This is a genomic window from Streptomyces sp. LN549 (assembly GCF_043203805.1).
Lineage (GTDB): Bacteria > Actinomycetota > Actinomycetes > Streptomycetales > Streptomycetaceae > Streptomyces.
The window spans coordinates 4966855-4986105 of the sequence record NZ_JAZHRI010000002.1 but is presented as its reverse complement, the minus strand read 5'-3'; the positions used below and the strand labels follow the sequence as shown (position 1 = coordinate 4986105).

Sequence of the window (19251 nt, the reverse complement as noted above, 5' to 3'; positions counted from 1 at the left end):
GGAGATCATGTTCGGAGCCAGGCTGGCGGCACCGAACTGTCAGTACCGCAGGTGTCCGCTTGGCTGTACCAGGGAGTTGAACGTGCAGGACATTGTTGTCGACCCCGTTGCCCACAATCGGGCAGCCTGGGACAAGTGTGTCCAAGAGGGCAACGAGTGGTCGAGGCCGGTGAGTGCTGAGGATGTCGAGCGCGCCCGCATGGGCGACTGGTCGATTGTTCTCATCGGGCGTGAGCCAGTCGACCGCTCCTGGCTGCCGACGGACCTGACCGGCAAGGACGTGTTGGGCCTGGCCTCCGGCGGTGGCCAGCAGGGTCCGATCCTCGCCGCCGCAGGGGCGCGGGTCACCGTATTCGACAACTCACCCCGCCAGCTCGGCCAGGACCAGATGGTGGCGGCGCGCGACGGACTCGAGCTGCGCACCGTCCTGGGCGACATGCGCGACCTCAGCGCCTTCGGCGACGCAACATTCGACGTCGTATTCCATCCGGTCTCCAACCTCTTCGTACCAGACTTGGCACCGGTGTGGCGTGAGTGCTTCCGCGTCCTGCGACCGGGCGGAACTCTGCTCGTGGGCTTCCTCAACCCTGATGCGTACTTGTTCGACCACGAGGCGCTCGACGAGCGCGGCGAGCTGATCGTCGTGCACAAGCTGCCCTACAGCGATGTCACGCAGTACTCCGCCGAGGAACGCGCCACGAAGTTCGGCGCGGATGCCCCTCTTGAATACAGCCACACCCTCACCGACCAGATCGGCGGGCAAATCACCGCGGGGTTCGTCCTCACCGGCTTCGCGGAAGCGCCGCACCAATCCAACGCATCCGCTCCATACATGTCGAACTATTTTGCAACGCGGGCGGTCAAGCCGGGCTGACCCGGCCGTGAGGCATGCCGAGACGGCCGTGTCTCCGAATGGCCAAGTGCCGACGCCTCCCACGAACTCCAGCCCTGGCGGAAGGGGCCGTGCCCTCCTTTGTGGTGAGCGGCTCCGCGAACATCCGGCCACGGAGCCTCCGCAAAAGCCCGTTGGCGGGGCACAGCGGCCCCTGCTAATCTCCCGGAGGCCGTGCGAGAGAACGAGGAGGTGGTACCCGTGAACGCAGTATCGACATGGGTGCTCCCCTCTGGAGTCATGGTCGGGCGATAGGTCGTCCGGGAGCGCCGTCTGTGAGCACTCCCGAAAGGCACGACCATGCACTTCACTTCCGAGCAACGCCTCGACGACGGCGTCCTCGAACGCGAATTCACCCTCGGCGAGATCCCCGGCATCCTGTGGACACCCGCATCGGCATCCGCATCCACTCCGGCGCCGCTGATCCTGCTCGGCCACCCTCCCCTCGGTCTGCGCAGGATGTACCCCCGACTGGTGGACCGGGCCCGGCACGCCGCGGCGGATGGCTTCGCCTCGGCCACCATCGAGCTCCCCGGGAGCGGTGACCGGCCCCGTTGGCCCGCCATCGAGCAGGCCCGCGCCGATCTGCAGCGGGTGATGAAGGCCGGCGAGCCGGTCAGCGACGAGATCGTCGACGCGCTCGTCCTCCCGCTGGTCGACAAGGTGGTCCCGGAATGGCAGGCCGCCCTGGACGCCCTCCTTGCGATGCCCGAGATCGACGGCCCCGTCGGGTACTCGGGGGGCGTGATGTCCATCGGTATCCGGCTGGCGGTGGTCGAGCCGCGCATCTCGGCCGCCGTTCTGTTCGCCGGGAGTCTCGTGCCTCGCGCCATATTCGAGGAGGCACGCCGGGTCACCGTTCCCCTGCACGTCCTGCTGCAGTGGGACGACGAGGGGAACGACCGGCAGGCGGCCCTGGACCTGTTCGACGCCTTCGGCTCCGAGGAGAAGTCCCTGAACGCCAATATGGGCGGTCACACCGGCGTCCCGCAGTTCGCCGGGGACGCCGCGGGTCAGTTCTTCACCCGGCACCTGAAGTGAGACCGGGCTGCCGGGCCGGCAGCAGACGGTAGGAGTCGCCCCGATCGGAGGCGTACCCGCCATCGGCGGTACCAGCCGGTCGGGGCGGCGCTCGGCCACCGGCGCTTCCGTCAGCCGTCCCACTCCGTGAAGACCCGGGGCTCAGGGCCCGGGACACGGACCTGTCAGGTCCCCTCGTCAGGGACTTCTCAGGGCGATACCTCCGGGCCGCACCGGGGGTCATCCCGATAGCCCGCGAGCCGCCCCTCCGCGACCGTGGTCGTATGACCGAGACAACGCGCTCAACTCGCCTGTTCGCCCTACTCGTTCCGCTGTTCCTGCTCCTGTACGGCGTGTTCCGCCTCATCGACGGCAGGGACGGCGACCACGGGCCCGGGCCTGCCTGGAACATCGGCCACACCTTCTTCTTCGCCGCCTTCCTCCTGCTGGGCGCCCTGGTCGTGGAGCTGCGCAGCATGGTCCCCGCCGGCACAGGGCGAAGAGCGGCGGCCGCCGGTGCGGCCATGGTCGCGGGGGTGTTCGGCGCCGGGTGCTTCCTCTGGGTGATCCTCGGCGACCTGTTCCCCCGCTTCGACGACGCCGCCCCGCTGCCCGAACCTCTGGAGATGGCGGGTCCCCTGGCCTTCCAGCTCGGCATCCTGACCCTGCTGGCCATGCTGGTCGCGTCCCGGCCCCGGCGGCTTCCCGTGTGGAGCCCCGTGCTCGTCTTCGTCGCCTTCCTCCTCATCGCCGTGAACCTTGATCTGATCCCGCTCGCCGCCCTCGTCCTCATGGCCGGCCTCGCACCCCTGGCCCGTACCCGCAACCTTCGCGCGTCCGCGAGCGCTTCCTGATGTCCCGGCGCCGCCGGAGCCGATCGCCCCGGGGCGCGGGCCTCGTCGACGGCCCACCGGCGAGGCGCACAAAAACCGGTGGAACGGCACCGCTGTGCACCCCTATCGTGCTGCCGAAGCCGAACCACGTCGTCTAGGCAAAGGCGTTCCGTTGTACACCGCGTGAGACCTCCCCACTGCTGACCTGTCGCGCGTCGCACCTGTGCGCCGCGCTGATTTCTGCTGCGGACTTCTCACCTGAAATCGGTGTACCCCTGTGCTCAACACCTGGTTTGTCATGCCCACTTGCCTGCCACTCGTCCTCCGCCGCTGCCACACGTGCGCGTCCGAGAGCTTCCGGGCGAACGGCAAGTTCCGCGTCAACGCGAACCACAAGCTGCTCGATGCCTGGCTCCTCGCCCTCTGCACCTCATGCGGGGAGACCACCAGGCTCACGATCCTGGAGCGGACGCATGTGCGTTCCGTACGACCGGAGTTGCTGGACCGGATGCACGACAACGATCCCGGCCTGGCCGCCGAGCTGCTCCAGGATCCGGTCGTACGACGCCGTAATCACATCGCCCTCGACTGGGACGACGCCTGGCGTCTCGACACCGGCGGATCGGATCACCTGGATCGCGAGGTGATCGACATAGCGGTCCGTTTCGGGGCGCAGATCCCGGTCAGGCCGGCGCGGCTGATCGCTGAGGGCTGCGGTCTTTCGCGGGCCGAGGTCGAGCGGCTGATCAAGGAGGGGAAGCTCGTCTCGGCCGTACGGCTGAGCGGCAGGCTCTCGGGCGACTTCACCTTCACGCTCAAGCGCTGATCCGCCCCCGGGGCACAGGGCCTGTCCGGCACGATCCGCCGGACAGGCCCGCCTGAACCGCCTGAACCTCGCCCCCGCGGGAGCCCCCGCACCGACGCCCCCGACGCGCCCGTACCGGGCTTCAGCGCCGGGCCAGTGCCAGCAGGCTCAGGCCGAACATCAGGACGCCCAGAGGGAGATGGACCGACGGAACGTGGGCGATCCCGAGCACGACCTGGACCGAGGCGAGGACGAGGAAGCCGGACGCGTACCAGATCGGCCGGGGCGAGCCGCCTCCCGGCTTCCATGCCAGCACCGCCGCGATCACGTACAGCATCGAGGCCCCGTACATGACGCGGGCTCCGGCGCTGTGCAGCGTCTCTCCGTACGACGAGGTCAGCAGCAGTCCGGCAGAGATCGCCTGAAGGAAGATGGTCAGGGTCTGCAGGGCGATCGCGATCTGCAGGAACGAGATGCGGCGCTGTGTCGCCGTCGCCTGGGTTGTCATGCCACGGTCCCCTTTTCCGCCCGGGGGGCAGTAGATCGATAGGGTCTTACCAGCCCGACGACGCGGGCCCGCGAAAGGTAAGGCGAGAGGGCGTTCGGGAGCATGGGGACGGCGGGGGCGGCGGGAACGAGTACCGATGACATAGCCGGTGAGCGGCGCCAACTGCTGAATGTGGCCTATCGGTTGCTGGGTTCACTGGCCGAGGCGGAGGACGCCGTGCAGGAGGCCTACGCGCGCTGGTACGCGCTGCCACGCAGCCGGCAGGCCGAGATCGTGTCCCCGGGCGCCTGGCTGTCGACGGTGACCGGTCGCATCTGCCTGGACGTGCTCGGCTCGGCGCGGGCCCGCCGGGAACGCTATGTCGGCGCGTGGTTGCCGGAGCCGCTGCCCGACCGCACGGAGTGGCACCAGGGCCGCGGCACCGACCACTCCGACCCCGCCGACCAGATGGTCCTGGACGAATCGGTGACCATGGCCTTCCTCGTCGTACTGGAGTCGATGACGCCCGCCGAGCGGGTGGCGTTCGTCCTGCACGACGTGTTCCGGTACCCCTTCGCCGAGATCGCCGACGTCCTCGGCCGGACCTCCGCGGCGTGCAAGCAGCTCGCGGCCTCCGCCCGTCGGCGGGTCCGCGTCGCGCACACCCCGGTGGCGACGTCGGGCCAGGCCGAGGCGGTGCGGCACGTCAAGGAGGCGTGGGAGACCAAGAACGTCGCGGCCCTCGTCGACCTCCTCGACCCGGCCGCCGTGATGACCGCCGACGGCGGAGGCCTGGTCGGTACCGCGCTGCGCCCGATCGAGGGCGGGGCACTCATCGCCCAGTACATGGTCGCCATCGCCGACAAGGCCCCGGGGCTCGAACTCCTGGAGCGGTCGGTCAACGGTGTGCCGGGCCTGGTGGCCCAGCGGGCCGGTGCCGTCATGACCGTGGCCTCGTTCGAGATCGTGGACGGCCGCATCACCCGGATCTGGGCGGTCCGCAATCCGGAGAAGCTGCGGCCGTGGGCGCGGGACGGTGACGAGACGGCGATGCAGCCGACGACGTGACGGTCTCACGTCCTCGGCAGCCGCCGTGGTCTGCTCGGCTCAGGAGTAGACGATGGGGCAGCCCCGCCGCACCGAGTGCTCAGCAGCGCGCAGGAACAGTGCGACGTAGAAGGCTGTGTCCAGGTCGCCGCTCCATGGCCCCGGTCGGACCGCGGCCAGTTCCTTCGCTGCTCCGTCCATGAACCACATGGTCAGATCGAGGTTGTCGCACATGCGAGGGGTCTCGGCCGGCAACTCGATGGCTGCCGCCAGCCGTTCCGCGAGTGCCAGCACCTGGGGAGCGCCCGCGACCATGGTCGACGACTCGCTGTAGGCGGATCCGATGGGCAACCAGATCTCCTCGTCGAGCGAGAACGGCACCAGCACGGACCAGCCGGAGAGAGTCTCGGTTTCCTCGCGCGAGAGGTGCGTCTCGCACAGCGCCTCGAACCCGTCCATCGAGGAAATCAACTTCTCCTCGAAGGCCTGCCCGGAATCGCGAACGAAGCTCTTCTCCTTCGGCACGGACTCGTAGGGTGGCAGCCCTTGTTGCCGCAACTCGTGGTTGAGCGCCGTAGCGATCTCCCCCCACCCCTCCTCCTCGCCGAACCACTCCTCCGCGCCGACACTGATCAGGTATACGCCCATGGCCGCAACGTACAGCGCGCCACTGACACCCCGACCGGGGCGCCTGGTACGACGGGCTGGACCCGGGAGCCTTGGCGCCTACGCGGTCGGCTCAGGCATGCAGCGTGGGCCGGTAAGTGAGCTCCTGGATGTGGCCGTCGAGCGTTCGATGCTCGATGAGTTCGAGGTCGAAGTCGGCCGCACCCTTGAAGATCGGGTCCAGGCCGGTCCGCCCGGTGATCACGGGAAAGAGCGTGACCTGGACGCGGTCGACCAGTCCGGCGGCCATCAGCGCCCTGTTCATCGACAGGCTGCCGTGCGAGCGCAACGGCACCTCGGACTCCTCCTTGAGCCGGGCGACGACGTCGACGGCATCGCCGCTCGCGACGGTCGCGTCCGGCCAGTCGAGGGGCCCCTCCAGCGTGGTCGACACCACCGTCGCAGGCAGGCTCCTCATCCGGGTCACCCAGGGGTCCCGCACATCGGACTCCTCGGTGCTCGCGGCCAGCATCTGCGCGAACAGCTTGTACGTGTTGGCCCCGAAGACCATCCGCTGCTCGTCCCGGTACAGGCCGAGGCGGTGGTCGAGGAGCTCCGGGCCCTGCTTGCCCCAGTACCCGGTCCAGTCGCCGCCGGCGGCGCCGAAGCCGTCGAGGCTGGAGAAGACGTCGAAGGTGTAGGTGGTGGTCATGATGTTCTCCTCACGTGCGCTGATCACTTACTGCTCTTACTGACCGGCGCCCACGGCAGAACTCATCGCCCGTGGACTCCTGCCGGCGGGACGCCGGCCGTCGGCGCGTCCGCCGGCAGGAGTCCACAGCCACGGTCGGGTGATGTTGATCATCGAGCGAGGCGCAGACTCTCTCCGGGGCGACACTCGATGCCTTCGGTGGATAAGTGCTGGTCAGGTCGCAGATTCCGGCGCCGATCCGTACGTGGCGATCCGACGCGACCGCCTCGGTGACAGGTTCATTCGGGGGCATGAACGGAACGACTGCACGAAGCGTCACTCTACAGAGCCGCTTAAATGCGCTGAGTAACCATCACGTGCCTTTTCTGGGCACTCCGGAAGGAACCTCTGTGCGCAAGACCTCTGTGGCCGCACTCGTGACCCTCGGGCTGTGCGTGTCGGCAGCCGTCCCGGCCGCCGTCGCCGCTCCTGCCGCTGCCCCCGCCGCCGCTCCCGTGCCGACCGTGTTCATCGGTGACTCGTACACCGCCAACTTCGGCATCTCCCCGGCCGGCACCCCCGCAACGTGCTTCCGGGCCACCGAGAACTACCCCGCCAAGGCGGCCGAGCAGCTCGCATCCGCCGGCACTCCGCTCGACGTCCAGGCAGATGTGTCCTGCGGTGCGGCCCAGATCCACCACGTGTGGCGCCCGCAGCCGCTCCCGCCCTTCGGGCTCGAGTCCGTGCCCGCACAGATCACCGCCCTCAAGCCGGACACGAAGTTGGTGGTCGGCAGCATGGGCGGCAACACGCTCGGCTTCGCGAACATCATGAAGCAGTGCTCGGAACGGCTCCGGGGCAACGAGGGTCTCCTCCTGCCCGCCGAGCCCGTCGACGCGTCCCAGCCCGCCTCGGAGTGCGCCACGTTCTTCAAGGGGGAAGAGGGAGCCGACTGGCTCAACCACCAATTCGGTACGGTCTTCGGGGATCTCCACCACATGATCGACGAGATCAAGCAGGAATCCCCGGACGCCCGCATCGTGCTCGTCGGCTACCCGCGGATCGTCCCGGCGGACACCACCAAGTGTCTGAGCAACATCCCGGGCGGGACCGAGAAGCCGCTCGCGGACATCGAGCAGGACGCACTGAAGTTCCTGGACACCGGAGTGCAGAAGCCTCTCAACGACCTCATGAAGGAGGTCGCCGAGGACGCCGGGGCCGCCTACACCGACCTCTACAGCCAGACCGGCTCCAACACCGCGTGTGACGGCGCCCGGCGCGGCATCGGCGCGATGCTGGAGACGTCCGAGGCGGAGTTCTCAGGCATCAAGCTGCCCTGGTACGTCCACCCCAACCGCACCGGCCGCGACATCCAGGCCGCAGCCGTGGCGGACACGATCGGGAAGACCCTCGCCTCCCAGTAGGCGGCTGCACGGCGGGACGCCCCGGCCGCGATGGGACGGGGCGTCCGCGCGACCTCTGCCACGTCGGCGGTCGACACGGTTCGGGCCCGCACGCGGAGCGGCCTCACCCCCGGATGCCGCGCAGGAGGTTGCCGATCAAGGCGTCGGCGAAGGCGGTGTCGAGGGGCTCGTCCGGCAGCAGCAGGCGGTGGTAGCAGGCACCCCAGAGCTGGTCCACGACCACTTGGGGATCGACCTCGGCGCGGATCTGGCCCGCGCGCTGCGCGCGGGTGAGCCGGTCCACCGCGAGTCGCCGGCGCGGGTGCGTGTAGTGCTCCGCGAGCGCGTCCGCCAGGGCGGGGTCGGTCTGCGACGCACCGACGAGCTGGGCGATCACATGGCCGGTGGCCGGGGCGGTGAGCAGGCCGACGAAGGAGTGGAGCTGGGCCGTGAGGTCCCGCTCGATGTCGCCGGTGTCCGCGAACGCGAGGGTGTCCTCGACGGCCGCGAAGTAGGCCTCGAAGGCGAGCGCCCCCGGCGAGGGCCACCACTTGTAGAGCGTCATCTTGCTCGCACCGGCACGGGCGGCCACCTTCTCGAAGGTGATCCCGGTCAGCCCCGCCTCGAACAGCATCGCCCCTGCGGTCTCCAGTACGGCCTGCCGCACTTCCGCGGCCGGGCGGCGTCCGCGGCCGCGCCTGCCGGGCTCCTTCGGCTCGTCCACCTGTGCTCGACCTCCGGGCTTGCCGTATATGGACGATCAGTCTACATTTATTTTATGGACGAGTCGTCCATAAATATTGAGGGAGGCCGCACCCCATGAACCCCACCGCAGGATCCGCAGAATCCGCGCCCCGCGTCGCGATCGTCACCGGCGCCTCCGGCGGCATCGGCCGCGCCGTCGCCGAGCGGCTGGCCTCCGACGGGCTCGCCGTGGTCGTGCACTACGGCCGGGACAAGTCCCGCGCCGACGAGGTCGTGGCCGCCGTCGTGGCAGCCGGCGGGGTCGCGACCGCGGTCGGCGGCGATGTCGCCGACGAGGACGCGATGGCCGCACTCTTCGAGACGGTCGAGCAGCTGTACGGCGGCGTCGACGTGGTCGTGAACACGGCCGGGATCATGCTCCTCGCTCCGATCGCCGAGCTCGACCTCGCCGACTTCGACCGCATGCACCGCACCAACGTGCGCGGCACGTTCGTCGTGTCGCAGCTCGCCGCCCGTACGCTCCGGACCGGCGGCGCACTCGTCAACTTCTCGACCTCGGTGACCCGCCTGCAGCAGCCCACCTACGGGGCCTACGCCGCCACTAAGGGCGCCGTCGAGGCGATGACACTGATCCTGGCCCGCGAACTGAACGGCCGCGACGTGACGGTGAACGCCGTCGCACCCGGCCCGACGGCCACACCCCTCTTCCTGGAGGGGAAGCCGAAGGAGGTCGTCGACGCGATCGCGTCCCGTACCCCGCTGGAGCGCCTCGGCACGCCGGCCGACATCGCCGAAGCTGTCGCGTTCCTCGCCGGCCCCGGCCGCTGGATCAACGGGCAGGTCCTCTACGCGAACGGCGGGATCGCCTGAGCCCGCGGCCGTCCGGCGGAACGCCCACATCGCTCGCGACTCTCCCGTCGCCATTGATCGTTTCGCCGGATCTACGCTGTGGGGCGGGCTGTGCCGCGAGGCGGTGGCGTCCGGGCCGAGTGGAGAGCGATGCGGGCGCAGTGCCGCGACGAGCGGGGGCGCCGTATCGTTCCGAGGTCGTGGGGCCCCGGTCCTCGACTCCCCGTCCGCTCCCCGAGAGGCACCCGTGAACGACCGTCCGCAACCAGCCGCAGAGTTCGGGATCCGTGCCGCCCGCACCGACGACACGGCGGAGGCCGACCGGCTCTACGAGATCTGCCTGCGCACCGCGGCGTCGGGCAAGGACGCGACGGACTCGTTCGAGGACCCCCGCCTCCCCGGCGACGTCTTCCTCGGCCCCTACCTCCGCTACGCCCCCGACCTCGCCTGGGTCCTCGCCCGCCCGGGTGAGCCCGCCTCCGGGTACGTCCTCGGCGTCGCCGACACGGTCGCGTTCGAGGAGACCCTCGAACGGGAATGGTGGCCCGCCCTCCGCGCCCGGCACAGCGGAGCACCGAGCCGCGAGGGCTCGGCCGACGCCTTCGCGCGAAAGTGGATCGACCGCCCCCCTACGGCGCCGGCCGATGTGGCGGCCGCGTACCCCGCCCATCTGCACATCGATCTCCTGCCCGAGGCACAGGGCGGCGGCAACGGATCCCGTCTGATCCACACCTTGCTCGGGGAGTTGCGCACCCGCGGCGTCCGCGGCGTCCACCTCGGCGTGGGCAAGGCGAACGCCGCCGCGGTCGGCTTCTACCGGCACCTCGGGTTCGAGGAGCTCGTGGAGGAGCCCGCCGCGTTCATCCTGGGGATGAACCTTCAGGGGCGGGACCGGAACCCGGGCTGACGTGGCTGTTCCCGGGCCGCGTTCACGATCCGCGTCCCGCTCACAGCCGGGTGGCGGTCCCGCATTCCCCATCGCCGCCCTCCGGCACCAGTACGTCCATCGACACGCTCCGGTCGTACGGATCGACCACGGCACCGTCGTGCCTGTCGTCGTCGGCGGCACGGTCTGCGGCGAACTCGGGGGCGAAGTAACCGGTGTGGTTGTCGCAGCCGCTGTTGGCGCTGTCCGACCGATAGGACACCAGGGAGAACGTCCCCGGCTTGATGATGATCTTCGCCGGGTCGTCCCAGCTCATGACGATCTCGCGGCGCACGATCGTGCGCGTGACCTCGTCGCTGCCGGCGGCGGCGCGTACCACCGGGTACACGTACGTGACATCGGCCGTCACCTCGACCGCACCGCGCTTGCCTTCGCGGTACGTGATCAGGCCGCGGGTCTTCACCACGTCCCCGACGACCCGCACCTTCGACGGCGCGAAGCGGCTGAAGAGCAGCAGCGGATCGTTCTCGGCGCTGGGCGTGCGCAGCGCCGCGGTCACGTACTCCTGGACGTCCTTCTGATGCGGATTCATCAGCACGATCGCGTTCCTGGGCCGCTCCCCGCGCAGCACGCGGTGATCGAGGCCGGACGCGGCGAGGAAGTCCCGCGACCGTTCGAGCGCCTGGGCGACCTGCGCCTTGCTCATCCAGCCCGTGGCCCGCGCCCCGGGCAGGGTGAGCGCGGCCGCTCCGTCTCCCCACCGGGCTGCGGGAGAACCTCTGAACGGTTCGTCGAGGGTGGGGAGTTCCGCGGCGGGCTCCGTCGCCGGCGGCCGGGTCGGGCGTTCCGACTCGGCGGCGAGGGGCGCGGTGTCACCGCCTCCACCGTCGAACCAGCCGGTCGCCCACCCCGGAATCAGCGATACGACGAGCAGGGCGACGGCGACGAAGAACCCCACGACGTACCAGACCTTGCTCTTCTGCCGGGACGGCGGCTGGTGAGTACGCCACCCTGCCGGAGACCCCGACTCCGCCCCCAGCCGCTGCGTCACCATCCGGGCCCGCGCCGACGGCTCCTCGGGCGCACCGGAGACCCCCGCCTCCGCGTCCCGCAGGAAGCGCTCCCACTCCTCGTCCGGTATGGACGTCTCACCCTTGCCCATTGCTGCGCTCCCACCCCTGCTACGCGCCGGACCCTCCCCAGGACCGGCCAATGATGCGTGCATCTTCACACAGCCCGACAGCCCGGCAGTTCTCCTCACCTCAGCGTGACGCGGGCGGTGACCGGGAGGTGGTCGCTGCCCGTGGCGGGCAGGGTGTGGATGCGGCCGACCGTCGCCGCGCGGGCCAGGACCTGATCGATCCGGGCCAGGGGGAAGGACGCGGGGTAGCTGAACGCGAAGCCGCGCTCCGATGCGTTCAGCTGCGAAGTCAGGGGGGAGAGTCCGCGGTCGTCGACCGTGCTGTTGAGGTCGCCCAGCACGATCACCTTGCCGACCGTCTCGGCGGCGACGGCCCTGCCCAGCAGGTGGGCGCTCTCGTCCCGCCAGGAGGAGGCGAACCCGCTCGCGCCGACGCGGATCGAGGGCAAGTGGGCGACGTAGGCCGCGACTTCGCCGTACGGGGTGTGGACCACGGTGCGCAGGCCACGGCTCCAGCCCTCCGTGATCTCCTTGGGCTTGATGTCCACGGCACGCGTGTCGGAGAGCGGGTGCTTCGACCAGATCCCGACGGTGCCCCGGACCTCGTGGAACCGGAAGTGCGGGGCGAGGGCCTTCTCGTACGCCGGAAGGGCGGCCGGGACCAGTTCCTCCAGCGCGATCAGGTCCGGCTCGGCCTCGGCCAGGGTTCGGGCCGTGCCGGCCGGGTCCGTGTTCACGTCGCTCACGTTGTGCTGCACCACGACCAGGTCGCGCTCACCGGGCTCCGGCGCGGCGAGGAACAGCCCGCCGAACACGTACGCCCACGCCGCCACCGGCAGGAGCAGGGACAGCAGTGCGGTGGCCGAGCGGCGCAGCAGGGCCAGAGCGAGCAGGGGGACGACCGCCAGGCCGAGCCACGGCAGGAACGCATCCAGCAGACTGCCCAGGTGTCCGGGCCGGTTGGGCAGTACCCGGGGGAACGCGATCAGGAGCGCCGTGAGCAGGGCGAACCCGGCGATCACCCGGCCTCGCGCCCAGCGCCCCGGGCGCTCCCACGCCCACCAGGAGACACCGGCTTTCGCCGTCGTGGTCACAACGCTGTCCGTCCGCTCCGCCATGATGTTCCGTGATTCCCGTCTGCTTGACCTTGCTGTCCAGGACGGGCTGCGGGGGGCGGGCAGTTCCGGACGCGTTCGCGCGACCCTCCCGACGCCGGCAGAAGGGGGGCCCGGACATCGCGTCAACGTGGCGCATCCGCGACGGACTTGAGCGTCCGGCCGGAGCTTCACGGCCCATGTCCATGCACGGGGGACCCGACGCCGACCGAGCCGACACCGACTCCCACCGATCCCGTGCCGCCCCGGCACCCGCACTCACCGGGCTGACGCCGACTCACACGTATGGCCGCCCCACCCCGCCACCGGGCCACGGTGGGCACCACCACGGACCGGTCGGCGGGCTCGCCGACACCGGCGCATCCGCCACACTCTTCGCGGCGAGCGGAAGCCTCCTCCTCGTCGCCGCCGGCCTCTTCCTCCTGGGACGCCGTCGCCCGAAGCGCTGACGCCCACCATCCGACTACCCCGAGTGTGATCGGTTCATTTCTCGAAACTTTCGGAATTTCACGACCCTCACAAGCACCCTGAATCCGGGCTTCCGCTGACAAAGTCCCGCCCGGCCGTCCGCGCGGGACTTTTGAACAGGGAGTATTCCCCTCAAGGGCTAACGAACCGGAGAAGTAGTTTCGCAATACTTGCCGAAACTGTTGACACGGACATGACGTCGCACGAGCCTGTCGGCGTCACACCGGTCAGCCTTCACGAGGAGGAACCATGAACATGGACAGCACTCCCGCCCAGCCGATCAGCCGCCGCGGTTTCATCGGGGGAGCCGGCGCCCTGGCGCTGGCGACGACCGCGCTCGTCCTGCCCGGCACCGCCCACGCCGACACGACCATCACCACGAACCAGACCGGCACCAACAACGGCTTCTACTACTCGTTCTGGACCGACGGCGGCGGATCGGTATCCATGACCCTGGGGTCCGGCGGCAGTTACGGCACCTCATGGAGCAACGTCGGCAACTTCGTCGCCGGCAAGGGCTGGAGCAACGGCGCACGCCGGACCGTGAACTACTCGGGCAGCTTCAACCCGTCGGGCAACGCCTACCTGGCCCTCTACGGCTGGACGGCCAACCCGCTGGTGGAGTACTACATCGTCGACAACTGGGGCACCTACCGGCCCACGGGCACGTACAAGGGCACGGTCAGCAGTGACGGCGGTACGTACGACATCTACCAGACGACCCGGACCAACGCCCCCTCCGTCGAGGGCACCAAGACGTTCAACCAGTACTGGAGCGTCCGGCAGTCGAAGCGGACCGGCGGCAGCATCACCACGGGCAACCACTTCGACGCGTGGGCCAGTCACGGAATGCCCATGGGCAGCTTCAACTACTACATGATCCTCGCGACCGAGGGCTACCAGAGCAGCGGTAACTCCCGTATCACCGTGAGCGGATAACCTCCGGGGTCAGCGGCCCGGGAAGCGCCCACCGCACTCGCTGCAGTACTTCGGTGCGGACTCCTGCGCCATGCGGCCGCACTCGGGGCAGACCCGGTCCAGGGCACAGGGCGCCTCGCCCCCCTCGTACGTCACCGCAGCAGCCGGCGCACTCCTGATCCGGAGACCCGGACGGCGGCGGTGCACCGTGAGGTAGGCGAGGCCGTCCGGGCCCGCGGCCAGGGAGCGGCGCGAGGTGCGCGGGAGCCACATCACAGTGGTGGGGCTCAGAGCGAGGGGCTCGCCGCCGCCCGGAGTGAGGCGGCCGTCGCCTTCCAGGACCACGAGAAGCACGTCCAGTACGTCCTCCTGATGCTCCCCCACCTCGGCGCCCGGTGGCAGGCGGACCAGGTTGGCATCCAATTCCCTTCCCTGCTCGGCCAGTTGCCAGAGAGCTCCGCGGTCGTCGGGAGCTGCGGCGGCGAGCAGGTCGCCGAGAACGGCCAGTACCGCGGGAGTGGAATTCACGGTTCCCAGGCTACGCCGCGGGCTGTGCGCCATCCGGCACCCACCGGCCCCCGGAAATCCCGCCTGCCGGACAGCCGGACAGCCGGACAGCATGATCGCTGTACTGTGCGGGCCGTGGCGGGCCCGGCATCCGCCGTGGTGCTGCGGGCCTCCGCGTATCGCGTCGCGATCAAGGGCTAGGGCAGGGCCGGCACATGGAACGGTTCCGCCGGTAATGGGCCCGGACCGGGCCCGTGGACCTATGGCCCGACCGGTGCCGCTTCCCTAGTGTCCATGCGAGTGGACACGCTTGACGCGCTCACTTCAATCACCTGTTTCACGAGGTGCCCACGTCGACAACCCGTGCCCGATTCAGCGGACCTGAGGGAGCGAACATGTGCGATTCCTGCGCAGCGGCGATCGAGGCGACGACGCAAGAGACCGAGCGGCGCGGCGGGCTGTCCCGCCGCGGACTGATCGCCGGGACGGGACTCGGATTCGGCCTGTCCGTGCTGGGCCTGCAGACCGGAGCCACGACGGCCTCCGCGGCCACGCCGAAGAACGGCAGATGGGCCAACCCCGCTCTCGGCCGCTTCCCCGCCGGCGGCCACTACGGCGCCTCCCGGGGCGGTGCCGCGCACGCCGGTCAGGACGTCTCGAACTCGACGGGCACCGGGGTGTACGCGGCGGCGGCCGGCACGGTCGTCCGCCGTTCATGGGGAGGCGGCCTCACCGGCCGGACCGGCAACGCCCTGGTCGTCTCGCACGGCAGCGGCCAGTACACCTATTACGGCCACCTCAGCGCCTACCGGGTCGCGCTCAACGCCACGGTCGCCGCCGGCCAGCGCATCGCCGACATGGGAGCCACCGGCAATGTGACGGGGCCCCACCTGCACTTCGAGACACATACGGGAGGGCTCGGCGTCACGAGCAACCCGGTCACCTTCATGGCCGCCCGGGGCGTGGACCTGGGCGGCGGCTGGCCCAGGATCGATCCCGGCGCGAGCGGAAAGACGGTCGTCGTCATTCAGTACCTGATGACGCAGCGCGGCTACGGCCTGGTGGCCGACGGGCAGTACGGCTCGGTCTCGTCCGATGCCGTCAAGCGTTTCCAGAAGGCCAAGGGCCTGGTGGCCGACGGCCAGGTGGGACCGGCGACCTGGCCGCATCTCGTCCACACCCTGCGGCAGGGCGGCAGCGGCTCCCACGTACGGGCCCTGCAGAACGCGCTGAACAAGCGCAGCGCCGGCCTGGCGGTCGACGGCACGTTCGGCGCGGTCACCACGTCCGCCGTGCGCACCTACCAGGGACTCAACCGGCTGGTCGTCGACGGCGAGGCGGGCCCGGTGACCTGGCAGGCGCTGGTCGGCTGACGCGCGCCGGACCCCTGAGGCACCCTCGTGACGCCGCTCGTGCGGGTGGGGGACCGACCTGCGGTCCCCCACCGGTCGGTACCGGGACGCGCTGGGCCACTCACTGCCTGTCAGCTCATCGGCTGGATCAACGGCCTCACCGTCTGGGGAGTGCCCGCCCACCTCTCCCCGCTCGGGCCCCTCGGCGCGCTGCCGGTCGGCTGCGCCGTCCGGCTCCTCACCGCCGGGGTGCTCGGGCAGATCCTGGCCCCCTCCGCGCACCGGAGCGGCCGGACGGCCTGAGTGCGCGCAGCACCCCGGGCCGCCCGGCCTGCCGGGTCTACCAGGCGAAGGCCTCCGGCGACGGGCCCGGGCCCGGGAAGATCTCGTCGAGGCCGGCCAGCAGCTCGTCCGAGAGCTCCAGGTCGACCGCGCGCACCGCGGACTCCAGCTGCTCCAGGGTGCGCGGACCGCTGATCGGGCCCGTGACACCGGGACGGGTCAGCAGCCAGGCCAGGCCCACCTCGCCCGGCTCCAGGCCGTGCTTGTCGAGCAGGTCCTCGTACGCCTGGATCTGCGCCCGCGCCACGGGGTCGGCGAGCACCTCGGCGGACCGGCCGGTGGTCGAGCGGGCGGAGCCGCCCGCGCTCTCCTTGCGGATCGCGCCGCCGAGCAGCCCGCCGTGCAGCGGCGACCACGGGATGACGCCGAGGCCGTACTCCTGAGCGGCCGGGATGACCTCCATCTCCGCGCGGCGCTCCGCGAGGTTGTAGAGGCACTGCTCACTGACCAGACCGAACGAGCCCCGGCGCTGTGCCGTCTCGTTGGCCTGCGCGATCTTCCAGCCGGCGAAGTTGGACGAGCCCGCGTAAAGGATCTTGCCCTGCTGGATCAGGACGTCGACGGCCTGCCAGATCTCGTCGACCGGGGTGTCCCGGTCGATGTGGTGGAACTGGTACAGGTCGATGTGGTCCGTCTGCAGCCGCTTGAGGCTGGCGTCGACGGCACGCCGGATGTTCAGCGCGGAGAGCTTGTGGTGGTTGGGCCAGGCGTCGCCGTCGGCGGCCATGTTCCCGTACACCTTCGTGGCCAGGACCACCTTGTCCCGGCGCTCGCCGCCCCGGGCGAACCAGGTGCCGAGGATCTCCTCGGTGCGGCCCTTGTTCTCGCCCCAGCCGTAGACGTTGGCGGTGTCGAAGAAGTTGACGCCCGCGTCGAGTGCGGCGTCCATGATGGTGTGGCTGTCGGACTCATTGGTCTGCGGGCCGAAGTTCATGGTGCCGAGTACGAGGCGGCTGACTTCGAGTCCGGTGCGTCCCAGATGTGTGTACTTCATGAGGCCCAAGCCAACGCCTTCGAGTCCGCTCGAAGCAAGCACCCGTCGGCATCCGCGCAGAGGTCAGCCCTCGAGTCCGGCCAGCGTCCCGGCCAGCCAGCCCAGCTCCGCCTCACTGGTCGCGCGGGCGATCCCCAACAGGCCCCGGCGGAAGGGGTCGTCGAACGCCTCCGCTCCGAGCGGCCGCTCCCCCTCGTAGAAGAAGCTGCTCGGCTCCTCCAGGAACGCCAGCCGCCGGCGCAGTACGGCCGCCTGCTCGGCCGGGTCCGTGAGGTGGCGCAGGAAGGCGAGGACGGTGAACCAGCGGTTCTCGTCGCTGATGTCCAGGTCACCGGCCTCGCGCAGCCGGCGGCGCAGCTCGTCGCGGCCCTCGTCGGTGAGGGTGAGCGTGTGCCGGGGTGCGGCTCTACTGCCGGGTTCGGTGCGGCGGTCGAGCCAGCCGGCGCGCTCCAGCCGCTTGATCGCGGGGTAGAGGGTGCCGTCGGCGATCGGGCGCACATGGCCGGTGAGGTGGGCGACCCGCCGCTTCAGCTCGTACCCGTGCAGCGGCTGCTCGTACAGAAATCCCAGGATGGCCAGTTCCAGCATTCCCGTATCTTCCCCCATGTCGTTATACCTCGATGCCGATGTATAGTCTCATCGATGCTTGCGAGGGGCAGCGGGATCCGAGGAGGAGACATGCAGGACGCACAGGTGACGGCCGGCGGCGCGCGTATCCGGTGGGTGGAGATCGCGGGCCACGACGCCGCCGCACCGCCCCGGCTCTATCTGCACGGACTCGGCGCCTCCAGCGGCCCCTACTTCACGGCGAGCGCCACCCACCCGCTGCTCGCCGGCGGCCGCGCCCTGCTGATGGACCTGCTCGGCTTCGGCATCAGCGACCGGCCCACGGACTTCGGCTACACCCTGGAGGAGCACGCGGACGCCGTCGCGGACGCGCTGGAGACGGCCGGCGTCCGGGCCGCGGAGGTCGTCGCGCACAGCATGGGCGGCGCGGTGGCGATCGTCCTCGCGGCCCGCCACCCGCACCTGGTGGCACGGCTGGTGCTGGTGGACGCGAATCTCGACCCGGTCGTCCCGTCGCCGGTGCCGCCGGCGGGCAGCAGCGGCATCGCCGCGTACACGGAGGAGGAGTTCCTGGCCCACGGCCGGGACGAGGTGCGCGAGCGGGTGGGCGCGCACTGGTGGTCGACCATGCGGCTCGCCGGGCCCGAGGCCCTGCACCGCAGCGCGGTCCACCTGGCGCGCGGGACGACACCGACGATGCGTGCGCTCCTGCTGGAGCTGCCGATCCCGGCGACCTACCTGCGGCCGGAGAGCGACGGGCCGCTGCCCGGCGAGGACGCGCTCACGGCAGGCGGGGTACGCGTGGTCGCGGTCCCGGACTGCGGGCACAACATCATGCTCGACAACCCCGGGGCGTTCGCGAAGGAGACGGCGCGGGGGTTCAGCTGAGGCAGGCCGTCATCAGCCGACCGCGGCCGCCACGGCGACGACGGCGAACATCAGCACGAGCACGGCGGCCATGATGCGGTTTCTGGTCTTCGGGTCCACCCGTCGAGCGTAACCGCCCCGCTCAGCGTCCCAGGCCCCAGGCCCGCACCACCTCGTACCTGGGCTGCTCCCCCGGCACCCCGTCCACCGGCAGACTACTGCGTACGAGACTGAGCTCACCCGCCTCCCAGTGCAGGCCCTCGAAGCCCTCGAGCGCTGCGGTGAAAGGGGTCAGGTCCGCCGGGACCCGGCTTCGGGCCAGGGTCAGGTGCGGGGTGTAGCGGCGGTGCTCCTCCATCGGCACCCCGGCCCGGCGCGCGGCGGCGTGGGCGCGCTCGGCCAGCAGCCGCAGGGTGTCGAGCGCGCCCGCGGCCCCCGCCCACAGCGCCCGCCCGTCGAACCGGCCGCTGCCGTGGACGCGCATCCCGAACGCCTCGGTCCGGTGCGCGGCCCGCTCCAGCCGGCTGTACAGGTCCGGGAGCAGCTCCTCGTCGACCTCCCCGAGGAAGGCCAGCGTGTAGTGCCAGCCCGGGGTCCCGGTCCAGCGCAACGTGTCGGCGCCGGGCAGGGAGCGCAGAGGGACCACGGCACGGCGCAGCTCCTCGACCGCGGGGGCCGGTGGCAGGACGGCGGCGAAGAGTCTCATGCGGCGAGTCTGGCAGGCCCGGCGCGCCGTCCTGCGCGTACGGCCCCGCC

The 19251-nt window shown here is 70.6% G+C and carries 23 protein-coding genes; 13 read left to right on the top strand and 10 right to left on the bottom strand.

Annotation, left to right across the window (positions count from 1 at the left end):
- Positions 1-82: 82 nt before the first annotated feature.
- From SH922_RS22575 to SH922_RS22560, 4 genes are all read left to right on the top strand, one after another.
- Positions 83-874: a class I SAM-dependent methyltransferase gene (locus SH922_RS22575; RefSeq protein ID WP_393059707.1), complete on the top strand. Its 792-nt coding sequence runs from the start codon at positions 83-85 to the stop codon at positions 872-874.
- 318 nt (positions 875-1192) lie between these two features.
- Complete coding sequence (locus tag SH922_RS22570; RefSeq protein WP_393059706.1) at positions 1193-1933, top strand: dienelactone hydrolase family protein; 741 nt, start codon at positions 1193-1195, stop codon at positions 1931-1933.
- A 263-nt stretch (positions 1934-2196) separates the two neighbouring features.
- Complete coding sequence (locus SH922_RS22565; protein ID WP_393059705.1) at positions 2197-2766, top strand: hypothetical protein; 570 nt, start codon at positions 2197-2199, stop codon at positions 2764-2766.
- Between the two features lie 256 nt (positions 2767-3022).
- Positions 3023-3571, top strand: coding sequence for a DUF1062 domain-containing protein (locus SH922_RS22560; RefSeq protein WP_393059704.1), 549 nt, complete (start codon positions 3023-3025; stop codon positions 3569-3571).
- 121 nt (positions 3572-3692) lie between these two features.
- Here the strand turns inward: SH922_RS22560 and SH922_RS22555 are convergent, their stop codons facing one another.
- Positions 3693-4058: a hypothetical protein gene (locus SH922_RS22555; RefSeq protein ID WP_393059703.1), complete on the bottom strand. Its 366-nt coding sequence runs from the start codon at positions 4056-4058 to the stop codon at positions 3693-3695.
- A gap of 102 nt (positions 4059-4160) precedes the next feature.
- On the opposite strand from SH922_RS22555, the gene sigJ reads away from it, so the two are divergent.
- Complete coding sequence (sigJ, locus tag SH922_RS22550; RefSeq protein WP_393059702.1) at positions 4161-5105, top strand: RNA polymerase sigma factor SigJ; 945 nt, start codon at positions 4161-4163, stop codon at positions 5103-5105.
- A gap of 39 nt (positions 5106-5144) precedes the next feature.
- Here sigJ and SH922_RS22545 read toward each other — a convergent pair whose 3' ends face one another.
- Both SH922_RS22545 and SH922_RS22540 read right to left on the bottom strand, forming a co-directional pair.
- Positions 5145-5732 (bottom strand): hypothetical protein, encoded by a 588-nt coding sequence (locus tag SH922_RS22545; protein WP_393059701.1) that lies wholly within the window; start codon positions 5730-5732, stop codon positions 5145-5147.
- A 91-nt stretch (positions 5733-5823) separates the two neighbouring features.
- Complete coding sequence (locus SH922_RS22540) at positions 5824-6402, bottom strand: dihydrofolate reductase family protein (protein WP_393059700.1); 579 nt, start codon at positions 6400-6402, stop codon at positions 5824-5826.
- Positions 6403-6791: 389 nt separating this feature from the next.
- Here SH922_RS22540 and SH922_RS22535 point away from each other — a divergent pair, with 389 nt between their 5' ends.
- Entirely contained in the window at positions 6792-7805 is a 1014-nt protein-coding gene (locus tag SH922_RS22535; protein WP_393059699.1) for an SGNH/GDSL hydrolase family protein, read from the top strand.
- Between the two features lie 103 nt (positions 7806-7908).
- Here SH922_RS22535 and SH922_RS22530 read toward each other — a convergent pair whose 3' ends face one another.
- On the bottom strand, positions 7909-8508 hold the full coding sequence (locus SH922_RS22530; protein WP_393059698.1) for a TetR/AcrR family transcriptional regulator C-terminal ligand-binding domain-containing protein: 600 nt from the start codon (positions 8506-8508) through the stop codon (positions 7909-7911).
- 95 nt (positions 8509-8603) lie between these two features.
- Between SH922_RS22530 and SH922_RS22525 the strand changes: the two genes are divergently transcribed.
- Positions 8604-9359, top strand: a complete 756-nt coding sequence (locus tag SH922_RS22525) for an SDR family oxidoreductase (RefSeq protein ID WP_393059697.1) — start codon at positions 8604-8606, stop codon at positions 9357-9359.
- Positions 9360-9585: 226 nt separating this feature from the next.
- Entirely contained in the window at positions 9586-10245 is a 660-nt protein-coding gene (locus SH922_RS22520) for a GNAT family N-acetyltransferase (RefSeq protein WP_393059696.1), read from the top strand.
- Positions 10246-10285: 40 nt separating this feature from the next.
- Here the strand turns inward: SH922_RS22520 and SH922_RS22515 are convergent, their stop codons facing one another.
- Positions 10286-11386, bottom strand: coding sequence for a hypothetical protein (locus SH922_RS22515; RefSeq protein ID WP_393059695.1), 1101 nt, complete (start codon positions 11384-11386; stop codon positions 10286-10288).
- Between the two features lie 95 nt (positions 11387-11481).
- Complete coding sequence (locus SH922_RS22510) at positions 11482-12483, bottom strand: endonuclease/exonuclease/phosphatase family protein (protein WP_393059694.1); 1002 nt, start codon at positions 12481-12483, stop codon at positions 11482-11484.
- Between the two features lie 176 nt (positions 12484-12659).
- Between SH922_RS22510 and SH922_RS22505 the strand changes: the two genes are divergently transcribed.
- Positions 12660-12929, top strand: coding sequence for an LPXTG cell wall anchor domain-containing protein (locus tag SH922_RS22505; protein ID WP_393059693.1), 270 nt, complete (start codon positions 12660-12662; stop codon positions 12927-12929).
- A 274-nt stretch (positions 12930-13203) separates the two neighbouring features.
- Complete coding sequence (locus tag SH922_RS22500; protein WP_393063655.1) at positions 13204-13887, top strand: glycoside hydrolase family 11 protein; 684 nt, start codon at positions 13204-13206, stop codon at positions 13885-13887.
- Positions 13888-13896: 9 nt separating this feature from the next.
- Here SH922_RS22500 and SH922_RS22495 read toward each other — a convergent pair whose 3' ends face one another.
- Positions 13897-14394, bottom strand: a complete 498-nt coding sequence (locus SH922_RS22495) for a hypothetical protein (RefSeq protein WP_393059692.1) — start codon at positions 14392-14394, stop codon at positions 13897-13899.
- Between the two features lie 374 nt (positions 14395-14768).
- Between SH922_RS22495 and SH922_RS22490 the strand changes: the two genes are divergently transcribed.
- Positions 14769-15746 (top strand): peptidoglycan-binding protein, encoded by a 978-nt coding sequence (locus SH922_RS22490; protein WP_393059691.1) that lies wholly within the window; start codon positions 14769-14771, stop codon positions 15744-15746.
- 150 nt (positions 15747-15896) lie between these two features.
- On the top strand, positions 15897-16028 hold the full coding sequence (locus tag SH922_RS22485; RefSeq protein ID WP_393059690.1) for a hypothetical protein: 132 nt from the start codon (positions 15897-15899) through the stop codon (positions 16026-16028).
- 37 nt (positions 16029-16065) lie between these two features.
- On the opposite strand, the gene SH922_RS22480 is transcribed toward SH922_RS22485, so the two are convergent.
- Positions 16066-17061: an aldo/keto reductase gene (locus SH922_RS22480; RefSeq protein ID WP_393059689.1), complete on the bottom strand. Its 996-nt coding sequence runs from the start codon at positions 17059-17061 to the stop codon at positions 16066-16068.
- Between the two features lie 63 nt (positions 17062-17124).
- Entirely contained in the window at positions 17125-17649 is a 525-nt protein-coding gene (locus SH922_RS22475; RefSeq protein ID WP_393063654.1) for a PadR family transcriptional regulator, read from the bottom strand.
- Between the two features lie 90 nt (positions 17650-17739).
- Between SH922_RS22475 and SH922_RS22470 the strand changes: the two genes are divergently transcribed.
- Positions 17740-18516 (top strand): alpha/beta fold hydrolase, encoded by a 777-nt coding sequence (locus SH922_RS22470; protein WP_393059688.1) that lies wholly within the window; start codon positions 17740-17742, stop codon positions 18514-18516.
- Between the two features lie 121 nt (positions 18517-18637).
- Here the strand turns inward: SH922_RS22470 and thpR are convergent, their stop codons facing one another.
- Positions 18638-19201, bottom strand: a complete 564-nt coding sequence (gene thpR / locus SH922_RS22465) for an RNA 2',3'-cyclic phosphodiesterase (RefSeq protein WP_393059687.1) — start codon at positions 19199-19201, stop codon at positions 18638-18640.
- Positions 19202-19251: the final 50 nt, after the last annotated feature.

Excerpts from the sequence above, each read along its gene's own strand:
- SH922_RS22570 (WP_393059706.1), top strand. The coding sequence starts at position 1,193 with ATGCACTTCACTTCCGAGCAACGCCTCGACGACGGCGTCCTCGAACGC.
- sigJ (WP_393059702.1), top strand. The coding sequence starts at position 4,161 with ATGGGGACGGCGGGGGCGGCGGGAACGAGTACCGATGACATAGCCGGT.
- thpR (WP_393059687.1), bottom strand. The coding sequence starts at position 19,201 with ATGAGACTCTTCGCCGCCGTCCTGCCACCGGCCCCCGCGGTCGAGGAG.
- SH922_RS22500 (WP_393063655.1), top strand. The coding sequence starts at position 13,204 with ATGGACAGCACTCCCGCCCAGCCGATCAGCCGCCGCGGTTTCATCGGG.
- SH922_RS22510 (WP_393059694.1), bottom strand. The coding sequence starts at position 12,483 with ATGGCGGAGCGGACGGACAGCGTTGTGACCACGACGGCGAAAGCCGGT.
- SH922_RS22475 (WP_393063654.1), bottom strand. The coding sequence starts at position 17,649 with ATGCTGGAACTGGCCATCCTGGGATTTCTGTACGAGCAGCCGCTGCAC.
- SH922_RS22505 (WP_393059693.1), top strand. The coding sequence starts at position 12,660 with ATGTCCATGCACGGGGGACCCGACGCCGACCGAGCCGACACCGACTCC.
- SH922_RS22490 (WP_393059691.1), top strand. The coding sequence starts at position 14,769 with ATGTGCGATTCCTGCGCAGCGGCGATCGAGGCGACGACGCAAGAGACC.
- SH922_RS22540 (WP_393059700.1), bottom strand. The coding sequence starts at position 6,402 with ATGACCACCACCTACACCTTCGACGTCTTCTCCAGCCTCGACGGCTTC.
- SH922_RS22545 (WP_393059701.1), bottom strand. The coding sequence starts at position 5,732 with ATGGGCGTATACCTGATCAGTGTCGGCGCGGAGGAGTGGTTCGGCGAG.
- SH922_RS22565 (WP_393059705.1), top strand. The coding sequence starts at position 2,197 with ATGACCGAGACAACGCGCTCAACTCGCCTGTTCGCCCTACTCGTTCCG.
- SH922_RS22480 (WP_393059689.1), bottom strand. The coding sequence starts at position 17,061 with ATGAAGTACACACATCTGGGACGCACCGGACTCGAAGTCAGCCGCCTC.
- SH922_RS22555 (WP_393059703.1), bottom strand. The coding sequence starts at position 4,058 with ATGACAACCCAGGCGACGGCGACACAGCGCCGCATCTCGTTCCTGCAG.
- SH922_RS22515 (WP_393059695.1), bottom strand. The coding sequence starts at position 11,386 with ATGGGCAAGGGTGAGACGTCCATACCGGACGAGGAGTGGGAGCGCTTC.
- SH922_RS22470 (WP_393059688.1), top strand. The coding sequence starts at position 17,740 with ATGCAGGACGCACAGGTGACGGCCGGCGGCGCGCGTATCCGGTGGGTG.
- SH922_RS22525 (WP_393059697.1), top strand. The coding sequence starts at position 8,604 with ATGAACCCCACCGCAGGATCCGCAGAATCCGCGCCCCGCGTCGCGATC.